The sequence below is a fragment of the Pseudomonas sp. GW821-FHT11G12 genome, assembly GCF_058808055.1.
Genome location: NZ_JBXARH010000003.1, coordinates 200,822 through 213,739 on the forward strand (window position 1 = coordinate 200,822; position 12,918 = coordinate 213,739).

General features: G+C 61.2%; 11 protein-coding genes. 5 read left to right on the forward strand and 6 right to left on the reverse strand.

Annotated elements, in window-relative coordinates:
- Positions 1-19: 19 nt before the first annotated feature.
- From dinD to motA, 3 genes are all read right to left on the reverse strand, one after another.
- Complete coding sequence (gene dinD / locus AC1RR7_RS12250) at positions 20-871, reverse strand: DNA damage-inducible protein D (protein WP_102620137.1); 852 nt, start codon at positions 869-871, stop codon at positions 20-22.
- A 166-nt stretch (positions 872-1,037) separates the two neighbouring features.
- On the reverse strand, positions 1,038-2,117 hold the full coding sequence (motB, locus tag AC1RR7_RS12255; protein WP_493157536.1) for a flagellar motor protein MotB: 1,080 nt from the start codon (positions 2,115-2,117) through the stop codon (positions 1,038-1,040).
- Positions 2,118-2,120: 3 nt separating this feature from the next.
- Complete coding sequence (motA, locus tag AC1RR7_RS12260) at positions 2,121-2,972, reverse strand: flagellar motor stator protein MotA (RefSeq protein ID WP_007952169.1); 852 nt, start codon at positions 2,970-2,972, stop codon at positions 2,121-2,123.
- 166 nt (positions 2,973-3,138) lie between these two features.
- Here motA and AC1RR7_RS12265 point away from each other — a divergent pair, with 166 nt between their 5' ends.
- The 3 genes from AC1RR7_RS12265 to asd are packed head-to-tail and all read left to right on the forward strand — an operon-like array spanning position 3,139 to position 6,411.
- The gene (locus AC1RR7_RS12265; protein WP_192559625.1) at positions 3,139-4,677 is read left to right on the forward strand and encodes an HDOD domain-containing protein; all 1,539 of its coding nucleotides are present in this window, start codon (positions 3,139-3,141) and stop codon (positions 4,675-4,677) included.
- A gap of 39 nt (positions 4,678-4,716) precedes the next feature.
- Positions 4,717-5,532 carry a rhodanese-like domain-containing protein gene (locus AC1RR7_RS12270; RefSeq protein WP_493157538.1) on the forward strand — a complete coding sequence of 272 codons (816 nt, stop codon included), beginning with the start codon at positions 4,717-4,719 and terminating at the stop codon, positions 5,530-5,532.
- 18 nt (positions 5,533-5,550) lie between these two features.
- The gene (gene asd / locus AC1RR7_RS12275; RefSeq protein WP_096819830.1) at positions 5,551-6,411 is read left to right on the forward strand and encodes an archaetidylserine decarboxylase; all 861 of its coding nucleotides are present in this window, start codon (positions 5,551-5,553) and stop codon (positions 6,409-6,411) included.
- Between the two features lie 60 nt (positions 6,412-6,471).
- Here the strand turns inward: asd and AC1RR7_RS12280 are convergent, their stop codons facing one another.
- Complete coding sequence (locus AC1RR7_RS12280; protein ID WP_096819831.1) at positions 6,472-6,873, reverse strand: lectin OAA family protein; 402 nt, start codon at positions 6,871-6,873, stop codon at positions 6,472-6,474.
- A gap of 222 nt (positions 6,874-7,095) precedes the next feature.
- Between AC1RR7_RS12280 and AC1RR7_RS12285 the strand changes: the two genes are divergently transcribed.
- Entirely contained in the window at positions 7,096-8,850 is a 1,755-nt protein-coding gene (locus AC1RR7_RS12285; protein ID WP_493157540.1) for a cyclic-di-GMP receptor FimW-related protein, read from the forward strand.
- Positions 8,851-8,889: 39 nt separating this feature from the next.
- Here the strand turns inward: AC1RR7_RS12285 and serB are convergent, their stop codons facing one another.
- Complete coding sequence (gene serB / locus AC1RR7_RS12290) at positions 8,890-10,104, reverse strand: phosphoserine phosphatase SerB (protein ID WP_096819833.1); 1,215 nt, start codon at positions 10,102-10,104, stop codon at positions 8,890-8,892.
- Positions 10,105-10,238: 134 nt separating this feature from the next.
- Here serB and AC1RR7_RS12295 point away from each other — a divergent pair, with 134 nt between their 5' ends.
- Complete coding sequence (locus AC1RR7_RS12295; protein ID WP_102620142.1) at positions 10,239-11,753, forward strand: AhpA/YtjB family protein; 1,515 nt, start codon at positions 10,239-10,241, stop codon at positions 11,751-11,753.
- A 390-nt stretch (positions 11,754-12,143) separates the two neighbouring features.
- Here AC1RR7_RS12295 and AC1RR7_RS12300 read toward each other — a convergent pair whose 3' ends face one another.
- Positions 12,144-12,854: a PqiC family protein gene (locus AC1RR7_RS12300; protein WP_102620143.1), complete on the reverse strand. Its 711-nt coding sequence runs from the start codon at positions 12,852-12,854 to the stop codon at positions 12,144-12,146.
- Positions 12,855-12,918 lie beyond the last annotated feature (64 nt).

Consider the following 12,918-nt stretch of genomic DNA (forward strand, 5'->3'; position numbering starts at 1 on the left):
TCCAGCGACCACCTCAATATCAGTCAGCCGGTAGCTTCGGCGCCTGCTTTGCGATGCTCCTTTCCTGTGATTTAACCCGACGTTCAAGCTTGCGAATATCCTCTTCCGCAGGGAGTTCCTCGGGTTTGATACCACGCTGGTCCAGCATGTCGCGCACGCTCAAATTGTTCTGGACATGCTCGCTCGCAATAGCCGACTCACCCTGTAAATCAACCTGAAGCACATTGTGATTGGTCATCTCAGTGGCAAGATTTTTCGCAGCAATAGTCAATGTAGGCAGAAAATCAGCAAGTGGCCGACTCTTGATGATGCCGTAGCGATCTTTCATCGCTTGAGTCGTTTTCCCACCGAAAAGCGCTGCATCTCCCCGGGAGCGGATACGAGCAAACCCCTCATCATCCACGCCACGTTCGTAAATATTCTGCGACAGTTCTTTTTCCGACTCGCGCAAGCGATCACGAGCATCAAAGCGGGCCAGCAGGCGCATCCGGTCTTCAATCAACTCTTGCTTGCGCGTTTGTAGCGCGAAATAGCTCTGAGCAAAGGCAATGGGCCGTTTACGCGGATCGCCATTCTGCGCAATCAAGTAACAGGCATAGCGCGTAAGCATGAAATCGTCGGTAGCTCGTTGCCCACCTTTGCCAATCTCGATCATTTTCGTAACGCCACGAAAATGATCGAGAGCATCCACACCGGTGGCTTCACACGAGGCTATTGCACGCTGGACAACGGTGAGAAAGTTTTCCCAACGTGCATAACCCAAAGGCTCCTGCAGTTCGCGAGCGAACCAGAACTCGATACCCTCGCCAGGCACCCGTTGCGCTAATTCGTCAAATTGCTGTTGCAGCAAAAAGATTGTCTGATTTTCCATCGTCACGACTCCCTGTGGTTCAGAAGGATTTGAATTCATTGCTGGCCATTTAAAGCAAAACACCCGTGTGCGCTGATCGGGGATTATCCGTGAGAGGCTGATCAAAAAAGCGCCCAGTCGTCGCCGGATACAAAAAAGCCGACATCACTGTCGGCTTTTTTGTGGGTCACTGTTTCGGCGCGGGCGCCGGTGCAGTGGCGGGTGCAGCGGGCGCCGGGGCTGGCGCCGCGCTGCCCGGCGCGGCTGGTTTCGGCGCCGCGTCGTCAAACAGGTTCAACCGTTCGCGCAGTTCGTGCGCCGGCACTGGCTGCTGATCCGCCGGCAAGGCGTTCGGGTCGACCGGTGTGGCCGGGGCCGCACCGTTCTGACCTTGATCTGCCGGTTTCGACGGTTCGGTACCTTGCGAACCTTCGATGGCCGCCTGGGCCTTCTTGGTCAGTACCACGATGTCGATGCGACGGTTGACCGGGTTGAACGGGTTCTCCTTGTCGAACAGCGCCGACGAGGCGTAACCCACGACCCGCGCCACTTGCCCGTCCGGATAACTACCCGCCACCAGCGCACGCCGGGCGGCGTTGGCACGGTTGGCCGAGAGCTCCCAGTTACCGAAGTCACCGGTGCCGGTGTACGGCTTGGCGTCGGTGTGGCCGCTGATGCTGATCTTGTTCGGCACCGCTTTGATGGTGTCGGCCATGGCCAGCAGGATGTCTTCGAAGTACGGCTTCAGGCGTGCAGAACCGGAGTCGAACATCGGACGGTTCTCGGCGTCCATGATCTGGATGCGCAAGCCGTTCGGCGTGATCTCGAACAGGATCTGATCCTTGAACTTCTGCAGCTGCGGATTCTCGTCGACCTTGTTCTGCAGTTCTTGCAGCAACAGTTCCAGACGTTCCTTCTCGACCTGCTCGGCCATGCCTTCAACCTGCTCGGTGTCGACCGTGACCTTGTCCGGTTGCGGCTGCGACTTCACTTCAGGGTTGAGGGTGTTTTCCGGCGCCAGGGTCGGCGTACCGCCCAGGTCGATGATGTACGGCGTGCCGCTCTCGGAGAAACCGACCGGGTCCTTGAAGTAACCGGCGATGGCGATCTTCTGTTCCGGGGTCGCGGTGGACAGCAGCCACAACACCAGGAAGAACGCCATCATCGCCGTCGCGAAGTCGGCGAAGGCGATCTTCCACGCCCCGCCGTGATGCCCGCCGGCGATGCGCTTGACGCGCTTGATGATTATCGGCTGGTTATTTTCCATGACTTAACGACCGCGAACGGCTTGTTCCAGCTCGGCAAAGCTTGGACGGTGAGCCGGGTACAGAACCTTGCGACCGAACTCGACAGCCAGCGATGGCGGCATGCCGGACGCCGAAGCTACCAGCGAGGCCTTGATGGCTTCGTAGACGTTCAGCTCTTCCTTGGCATCGTGCGCCAGGGAGTGCGCCAGCGGGCCGAAGAAACCGTATGCCGCGAGAATACCGAAGAAGGTACCCACGAGTGCCGCACCCACGTGCAAACCGATGGACTTCTGATCGCCTTCACCCAACGAGGCCATGGTCACCACGATACCCAGTACCGCCGCGACGATACCGAAACCCGGCATGGCGTCGGCGATGCCGTTCACCGCGTGGGACGGATGCTCGAGGTCTTCCTTGAGGCTGTACAGTTCCATGTCGAACAAGCCTTCCAGCTCGTGCGGCGCCATGTTGCCGGACGACATGATGCGCAGGTAATCGCAGATGAACGCGGTCATGCGTTCGTCTTTCAATACCGCCGGGTACTTGGCGAAGATCGGGCTCGCAGCGGCATCTTCGATGTCGCCCTCGATGGCCATCATGCCTTCACGGCGGCTCTTGTTGAGGATCTCGTAGATCAGGCCCAGCACTTCCAGATAGAACGTGTGGCTGAAACGCGAGCTGAACATGCTCAGGGATTTCTTGAGCACGTGCATCGTCATGTAACCGGGGTTGGCCTGGAGGAATGCTCCGAGTGCCGCACCACCGATGATCATCACCTCGAAAGGCTGGATCAGGGCGGCAATCTTGCCGTGGGAGAGCACGTATCCGCCGAGCACGCTCGCGAATACGACGATGATGCCGATAATTTTAGCCATAGGTAGAAAGTACTTATTTAAGTCGGGTTCAAGGTCATATTCGGAAGTTAAAAAATCTCTTCTTCTACTTATCGGCAAAACTGCGCCAGACTATAGCCAGTTCAGGCGAAAAGCCAATTTAGCCCATGCCGGGCGCGTCTACAGTCAGTGAAGATCTCGTCCAGACATGGCTAATGAAACGAACGTCCCACACGTAAAACCCACCACACTCGATGGCTGGGTGAAGCTGCTCGACGGCGTGCGCCTGCCGGTGCCGCAAGAAGCCCACGATCGTGTCTGCCGCGCCATCCGCGATAATCGCAGCTCGCTGCGCGACATCGCCGACCTGATGCAGGACAGCCCGGCGCTGGCGCTGAGCATCATTCGCGAAGCCAATCGCCACACCCAGGGCAGCATGACTGCACCGGCGGAAAACCTTGAGGTCGCGATCAATCGCCTTGGCCTCGCCCGCACCGAAGAACTGCTGGCTCGCCTGCCCGCCGAACCGCAGGCACAAATTCCCCAGGCCTTGCGCCAGATACAGATGATCAGCCAGCACGCCACGCAACAGGCCAACGGCTTTTTTGCCAGTCGCCTGGCGCGGCTGTGGCAGGACATTCATTGGGGCAGTCTGTTATTTCTGTCGCCGCTGTGGCCGCTGGCGCTGACCTTTCCCCAACTGCTCGAAGAGTGGGAAGTGCGGGTTATCCACAAGGGCGAATCGGCCCGCGACGTGGAAAAGCAATTGTTCGGCGTGCGCCTGCTGAAGATCGGTGAGGCGCTGGTCGAAGTCTGGCGATTGCCGATCTGGGTGCAGCAGGGCTATCGATTGCTGCTCACCGAGCAGCGCGAACTGGTCAAGGTTTTGCGCATCGCCCGCGATGTCGATCACCCGCTACGCCAGCAGAATCGCCTCGATGACGACCCGACCCTGCGCCACTGGCTCAATCAGCCGGCCAACACCGTGCTGCTGGCCAACGGCCTGGCGCTGTCGGCACAACAGGCCTGGGACAGTCCGCACAGCGAGCGCTGGCAATACCTGACCAGCCTCTATCTGCAAATCTCGATGGACGAGGTGCAACAACAGTTGCACCAGCAGGCCGCCAACAGCGCACGCCGGCATTCGATGCCGGATCTGTGGCACCCGGCGGTTTCCCTGTTGTGGCCGTGGGGCACCCATCGCCTGCCCGCCGGAATGCTGCCGGCCGCCGCACCCAATGCCGACGACCTCGCCAAGTGGCGCCGGCAATGCGCCGAACTGCTGGCCGAGCCGAGCCGTTTCACCAATGCCATGCACTTGACCATTGCCGCTCGCGACGCGCTGGTGGCCAGCGGCATGCGCCGGGTGATGATCCTGATGGCCGACCGCACGCAGTCCAGTCTGCGCGTGCATCAGATTTCCGGCCTGCCGAAGGAAGCCGCTGCGCTCAACTTCGTCGTCAGTCAAAGCACCGTGCTGCAACGCTTGCTCGCGCAGCAGGCACAAGTGCGGATCACCCCGGACAACAACGCCCAGTTTTCCGCCCTGCTGCCGCCCTCGCTGCGCACGCTGTTCCGAGGCGAACACCTGTTCCTGCGCTCGCTGGTCCACAACGGCCGCGTCATCATGATCGTGGTGGCCGACCAAGGTGGCGGGCCGTTCGCCGACATCACCGTGCAAGCCTTCGGCAAAACCGCGCAGTGCATCGAGAAAGCCCTGCACAGCTTTAGCCAGCGCGGCCAATGACAGCTACAATCCTTCCCCTTTGTGCTCTGGAGACCTCACATGTCTGACTTCTCTGGCCTGGCGCTGGTGATCGAGCCGAGCGACCTGCTCCCTCGCCTCGAAGCCCGCAACCTGATTCTGGTGGATCTGACCAGTGCCGCCCGCTATGCCGAGGGTCACATTCCCGGCGCACGCTTCGTCGATCCGAAGCGCACCCAGCTGGGCCAGGCACCGGCTCCGGGCCTGTTGCCGACAAAAGAAAAACTCGAAGAACTGTTTGGTGAACTGGGTCATCACAAGGACGCGGTCTACGTGGTCTATGACGAAGAAGGCGGTGGCTGGGCCGGACGTTTCATCTGGCTGCTCGACGTGATCGGTCACGACAAGTACCACTACCTCGACGGCGGCCTGCCGGCGTGGCTGGCGGAAGGCTCGCCGATGTCGATCCAGATCCCTCCTGTCGTCGGCGGTCCGGTAGCCCTGACCCTGCACGACGAACCGACCGCCACCCGCGAATACCTGCAAAGCCGCCTCGGTGCCGCCGACCTGGCGATCTGGGATGCTCGCGGGCCACTGGAATACTCCGGCGAGAAAGTGCTGGCGGCCAAGGGTGGACACATCCCCGGCGCAGTCAATTTCGAATGGACGGCAGGCATGGATCAGGCGCGCCAGCTGCGCATCCGCACCGACATGCCGCAGATCCTCGAAAGCCTCGGGATCACGAAAGACAAAGAAATCATTACTCACTGCCAGACCCATCACCGGTCCGGTTTCACTTATCTGGTGGCCAAATCCCTCGGTTATCCGCGGGTCAAGGGCTACGCCGGTTCCTGGGGCGAATGGGGCAATCACCCCGACACCCCCGTCGAGCTTTAAGGATTTTTAAGGACAGTCATGAAAGAGCGTTTGTTTATCATCAGCCAATACCTGCTGCCTCACCACTTGCTGTCGCGCCTGGCCGGCTGCATTGCCGAGTGCCGCGTGCGCTGGTTCAAGAATGCCTTCACCACCTGGTTCGCCAAGCGTTATCAGGTGGACATGTCGCTGGCGCTGGTTGAGGACGTGACCGCTTACGAGCACTTCAACGCCTTCTTCACCCGCGCTCTGAAAGACGGCGCCCGTCCTCTGGACGAGACACCGGGCGCGATCCTCAGCCCGGCCGACGGTGCGATCAGCCAGCTCGGCCCGATCGAACACGGTCGCATTTTCCAGGCTAAAGGCCACAGCTTCAGCGTGCTGGAACTGCTGGGTGGCGACGCGGCCAATGCTGCGCCGTTCATGGGCGGCGAATTCGCCACCGTTTACCTGTCGCCGAAGGACTACCACCGCGTGCACATGCCGCTGGCCGGCACCCTGCGCGAAATGGTCTACATCCCGGGCCGGATCTTCTCGGTCAACAAGACCACCGCTGAAAACGTCCCTGAGCTGTTCGCCCGCAACGAGCGCGTAGCGTGCATCTTCGACACCGAGCGCGGGCCGATGGCCGTGGTGCTGGTGGGCGCGATGATCGTGGCGTCGATTGAAACCGTGTGGGCCGGTCTGGTCACGCCACCGAAGCGCGAACTGAAAACCTTCCGCTACGACGAAGCCGCCCGTGCGCCGATTCATCTGGAAAAAGGTGCGGAACTGGGTCGCTTCAAGCTGGGTTCGACCGCGATCGTGCTGTTTGGCCCGGATCAGGTGAAATGGGTTGAAGAAATGAAAGCCGGCTCGCCGGTACAGATGGGCCAGGCCCTGGCATTGCCGAACGCCTGAACCTGTTGATCCGCCCTTTCGCACGTCTGCGAAGGGGCGGACACGACCTGGCTGGCGCCGTTACTCTATCTGCCCACGGAAGCCGATCGGCCCTTCGTTGGCGTAGGTATTGGTGCCGCTGAGGTTTTTCCCGCCGTCACTTGACGTGACACTCAACGCGATAACGTTCTGGTTATCCCGACCGCCGATCACCCATTTGCCACCTGGGTGCCACGGGGCATCGTTGCCACCCCACTGGTTCTCGACGTTGTACTGGTTCTGGCCAGTGCGCTGAGCCTTGAAGCCAATAGGGCCTTCGCCGGCGTAGGTCATGGTGCCGGTGAAGCTTTTGCCGCCGTCGCCGGACTTGATCTCGATCGCGACGACTTTCTGGTTGTCCCGCGCGCCCAGTACCCAGGTTCCACCCGGATGCCAGGGTGCCGAATTACCGCCCCATTGATTTGCCACTGCGTATTTAGACATGAACCTCATCTCCTTGAAGTTGTTCAGAGACCTGCCCGACGTGTGCGGCAAGCCATGCAACCGTGCGTTTCCGATCGCACGCCAAAGAGCCTAGTAGCGCCTGCCGAAATGGCACCAAGCCAGCAGACCAACGGTAAAAAAGCCTGACAAACGCCTGCGAAACAGACCACAACTGCTAGAGTTTTTGGCATCGTCCTATTCGCCGCCGGAGCGGGTCACGGCATGAGTGAGCCTCGATCCCAACCACCACTGAGCGCCCCGACGCCGACTCAGTTGCGCCTGTCGTTCTGTGAAGCGACTCCGCGCGATCTCAAACGCTGGATCGCCGGCCTGCCGAAAGCCAACATCGGCGAAACCGCGCGCCAGCTTTATCAGGGCCTTGGCGAACTCAATCAATTGCTGACGCCCAGTGACAATCGTCTGCATCTGCTGGAACTGCTGCGGCCCGAGGTGTACTTCGTCTGCCAGCACCTTGAGCGGCACTTTCTGCATCAGGCGATCATGCTCGATGAGCGTTCACGCAAGATCAGCAACCTGTGCCAGGCGCTGCAAAGCCAACTGGCCATCGGTTACAAACAGATCGTTCTGCGGATCGCGCCCAAATACACAAAGGATCGGGCGACTCTGCTGAGCGAGGCGCTGCAACGCGCCACCCATGCGCTGAAAGGGCAACTGGTGCGCGCCACGCAGTTGTACAGCCCGGCGCCGGAACAGCTGTGGTTTGAATTGCACCAATTGTTTCGCTGCGCCTGCGACTTGCAGCTGCAACACCGTCGGGTCCGTGATGACCTGGCCAGCCTCGCCGGGGAACTGAGCGTCGAACAGACCTACATCGCCGCCCTGCTGCTGGGCAGCGCCCGCTGCAATCAACTGCGCCAGAACCCGATCGCCCAACTCGCGCAGGTGCTTGAGCCGTGGAGTGCCTGGTTGAAACTCCATCCCGGTGCCTCGGGCGAAGGGCTGTTTGCCATTTCTGCGGAGATCGACGCAGGTCCGCGCTATCGCAGCAAATTTCGCAGCGAACAACAGCCGGGGCTGCTCGGCTTCGATCCGCAACCGCTGGTCGATGCCATCGAAGCCCACTTGCTGCATCAGGACACCTCGACACCGCTGCCAGTGCCGGCCGGCCTGACACTCGACACCCTGCAACATCTGCATGCCACCTGGGGCGAAGCCGCCGAGCGCAGCTTCCAGCGCACCGTCGGCCAGGGCAACCTGACCGTATGTGTGGGCATGAGCGCCCTGCACTTCTATCTGGGTGGCGAACGCACCTTCAGCGAACTGCTCCGGCATCCCGGTTCACGCGCCGCAAACTTCAGCCGCGCGGTGGCCCAAGGCGAAAAGGACAGCTGGAGTCAGGCATTCGATGCAGCCCCACAGAGCAAGTCCGACGACTTCCTGCCTTACGAGGAAATCCGCTACGAACCGCTGGCCGACGACGAAGGCGACGCTGACAGCCCGCCGCATTACCCGACCTATGCGTTGCCCGTCATCAACCACAGCCCCGGCGGTTATTGCCTGGCGTGGCCAAAAGAAGTGCCTGCCGAATTGCAGACCGGGGAGATGGTCGGCATCCAGGACACCACGAATCAGGGCTGGAGCATTGCCGTGGTGCGCTGGATCCGCCAGGTGCGCGGTGCCGGGACACAAATGGGCATCGAACTGGTGGCGCCACACGCCCAGCCCTGCGGCTTGCAACTGGTGCGCACGCGGGACGATCACAGCCATTACTTGCGGGGTTTGTTGTTGCCGGAAATCAGCGCCATCGACTTGCCCGCGACACTATTGGCGCCACGACTGCCGTTTCAGGAAGGCAGTAAAGTCATGATCAACACCCAGGGCGAAGAGCACCGCGCCGGGCTGGATCGGCGGGTGGCGAGCACCCACAGTTTCAATCAGTTTGCCTATCGCTCGCTGGAGGCCGCGCAGAATGGCGGGAGCGAGGAGGATTTCGACTCGTTGTGGAAATCCCTTTGAGCCAGGACCGCAGCCGGGAGCTGCGATCCTGTGCCGTTGTCAGAGCTGCCCGTCGCGATCCCGGAAGCCCAGCAGGTACAGCACGCCATCCAGCCCGAGGGTCGAGATCGCCTGTTTCGCCGACTGTTTGACCAGCGGCTTGGCGCGGAACGCCACACCCAGACCGGCAATCGCCAGCATCGGCAGGTCGTTGGCACCGTCACCCACCGCGATGGTCTGTTCCAGGCGCAAACCTTCTTTTTCAGCCAGCTGTTTCAGCAGATCAGCCTTGCGCTGGGCATCGACGATCGGCTCGATCGCCACGCCGGTGCATTTGCCGTCGACCACTTCCAGTTCGTTGGCGAACACGTAGTCGATGCCAAGCTTGGCCTGCAATTGCTTGGCGAAGTAGGTGAAGCCGCCGGACAGGATCGCGGTCTTGTAGCCCAGGCGCTTGAGTTCGGCGAACAGGGTTTCGGCGCCTTCGGTCAGGCGCAGCGAGGCACCGATCGAATCGAGTACACCGACATCCAGGCCCTTGAGCAGCGCCAGACGCTCTTTGAAGCTGGCGCGGAAGTCCAGCTCACCGGCCATTGCCCGCTCGGTGATTTCCGACACCTGGTCGCCAACGCCGGCCGCCTTGGCCAGTTCATCGATGACTTCGGCTTCGATCAGGGTCGAGTCCATGTCGAACACCGCCAGACGACGGTTGCGACGGAACAGCGAATCTTCCTGGAATGCGATGTCGACGTTCAGCTCCTGGGCCACGCTGAGGAATTCGGCGCGCAGGGCCTGCGGATCGGCAGCTTCGCCGCGCACGGAGAACTCGATGCAGCCCTTGCCCTTGTCCGCCGGCGTGTCCAGCGGCATGCGACCCGACAGACGGTCGATATGGTCGATGTTCAGGCCATATTTGGCGGTGATCGAGCTCACGGCCTGCAACTGGCCGGCAGTGACCTTGCGGGTCAGCAGGGTGACGATGTGGCGTTTCTTGCCCTGATTGCCCACCCATTGCTGGTAATCCTCTTCGGACACCGGGGTGAAGCGCACCTGCTGGTCGAGCTCGTAACCCTTGAACAGGATGTCCTTGAGCACCGACTTGCCTTGCTCGGAGTCGGGGATTTCCACGAGGATGCCGAACGACAGCATGTCGTGGATCACCGCCTGACCGATATCGAGGATGTTCACACCACCCTGGGCCAGAACACCGGTAATGGCCGCCGTCAGACCGGGACGGTCGACTCCCGTGATGTTAATCAGGACGATTTCGCGCAACGCGCACCCCCGCAACTGGAAAAAAACCGCATTCTACCCACTTTCAGTGACCATCGGGCACCGCCAGCGCTTTGCCGGTCTAGGGCCTGTCGCTATACTGCGCGTCAACTTCACGGACAAAAGAGCCGAGCTCAGTGAACCGGCCCACGCCAGTTAAAACCGATAACTTCTTTCTGCTGATCTTCCGTGCACTGCGCCACCGCCGTGTACCGATTGCATTACGCATTGCCAGCCATAACGTGATCCTGGTCGCCCTGGCCCTGGTGATCTATGCCTGCGTGATGGGCTTGCAGTTCAAGCAGGCCATGCACGAGCAGGCCGATGCGCTGGGCGAAAGCCTGACCACGCAGACCGCCACCTCCGCGACCGAGCTGCTGGTGTCCAACGACATCCTCAGCCTCAACGTGCTGCTCAACAACCTGACCAAGAACAAGCTGGTGGCCCACGCCGCCATCTACAGCGTGGACAACCGCATCCTCGCCGAGTCCGGTCAGCGGCCCAAGCACAGCCTGCTGGGCGAAGCCGAGGGCATGTACGAGAGCAAGATCACCTTCCAGGACGTGACCGCCGGGCAACTGCGCATCAGCCTGGACATGGATCAGTTCCAGCAGCCGATGACCATCAGCCTGCAAAGCATGGGCATTCTGAGTGCGATCCTGCTGGCACTGTCCCTGGCCCTGAGCCTGCGCCTTGGCCGGCACATCTCCACGCCGCTGCTGCAATTGCGCGTGTGGCTGCGCCGGATCGACGAATACACGCCGGGGATCGAGCGTCAGGACGAGATCGGCGATCTGGCCCGTCAACTGCACGCCAGTTACGCCCCGGAACCAACCATTCCCGAGCCTGAGCCGGAACCCGAGTTCGAGGACGACGACGTCGAGCCGGAATTCGAAGTGCGCAACCTGCGCGATCCGAGCTTTGACGAGAGCCGCCCGATGGCCGCGCAGAAGCCTGCGCCGCGCCATGTGGTCAGCACCGTTGAAGACGACGATGACGAAGACCCGTTTGCCGATCTGCGTGACGAATCGCTGAACGAACCCGCGCAACCTGCCGTTCGCAAGCCAACCCCGAGCGTGCCGCAGCACACGGCGGTGCTGGCAGTGCAACTGGGTTCGCAGGAGCAACTGCGCCGCTTGCCGCGCGCACGTCTGGAAGAGCTGCAGGAGCGCTATCGCGACTGCCTGGAGCAGGCGGCTTCGCTGTATCAGGGTGAAATCGAAACCCTGAACGATGGCAGCACGCTGATGCTGTTCCACACCGAAGACAGCGGCGACGATTACCTGACCAACGCCATCTGCTGCGGCGAACTGCTGCGAGCGCTGGGCCACCAGTTGCAGATCGAAGTCGCCGACAGCGGAATCACCCTGCAATTGCAGCTTGGCCTGACCCTCGGCGACGAACTGTTCGGACTGAGCCAGATCGACCTGCTGCTGACCGACTCCGCCCAGGACGCCCTGGCGCTGTCGCAACACAGCCGCAACCTGCTGCTGGTGGAGCGCAAGATCGGTGATGACGCGCTGATTCGCCAGCGTGCGCGGATCCGGCCGATTGCCAGCCCTGAAGGGGCTTGCTGTGTGGAGCGATTGATGGAGCCTTATCCGTCGATGCTCGAGCGGCAGCTGGCGCGGATGCATGAGCGCCGGGCCTGAGGCCTTGATGTGAAGAAGCCCGCAGACGAGTGATTGTCTGCGGGCTTTTTTGTGTGTGGCGTTTTCGTGATCTCGCCAGGCTTTGGAGTCCCCTCACCCTAACCCTCTCCCGGAGGGAGAGGGGACTGATAGGGGGATATTCGGGATCTACACCGACCTGAACATGCTGTGCCGAATCCATAATTGTGAGACCGCTCTGCGCCAAATCCATAATCGCCAAGACTTCGCAGGTCGATGAATGACGCAAGACACCTCGGTCAGTCCCCTCTCCCTCCGGGAGAGGGTTAGGGTGAGGGGAGCTTTTCGAGACAGGCATCAATGCATGTACCACCAACGCCCAGAAACGACAAAGCCCGCACAAGGCGGGCTCTGTCCTGACTCGATCCAGCCTTAGAAGCGAAACACTTCCATATCGGTGCGAATCGGCGAAGCCATCGGAATCTTCGGTTGTTTCTCGGCTTCTGCCGCCGGCGCTGCCGGTTTCGGTGCCGGTTTGCGTGGCGCTTCGGCAACCGGTGGCTGGTTGGCCAACGGCTTGAGCGCTACAGAGAGCTGCTCGGCCAGGCGTTGCAGCAAGATGCCTTGCGCCTGAACCTGCGAAGCCGTGCCGCCACTGTGCTGCTCTTGCAGATGCACGATGCGGTTGTCACGCACCTGGCCACGACGGTCGATCAGACGCCATTGAGCATCGAGAATCGCCGGCTGCGACACGCCGGAATCCAGACGCGTGATGGTCAACAGCACCTGCACATCCGGGGTGAAACCCAGAGTGGCCGGCGCCAATACCACACGCTGGCTGTCCAGATGGCCGGCGACCTGACGCAACAGCAACTGATCGATGTCCGAAGACAGGCTGCCGGCCCAGCGGCCGTCGATCGATGCCTGCAGGCTGCCGTCCGGCTGACGCTGCAACAGGGTTTCACGTTGCAGGTAGTCGGCAACCACCACAGGGCCCAGCAAAACTGCCATGCCCGCGCTTTGCGCAGGCTGAGCCGGACTTCCGCTGTCCAGCTGATACAGCGACACCGGCTGGTGAACGCTGCAACCCGCCAGGCCAAGAACGCCGGCGAGCAGGAAAATAAGGGGGCGCAGAGAAGTCATCATCCCGTCCAGGTGGCCGCCACAAGGCTGACCACAGTGAAAATACTCAAAAAATATGAAGAAC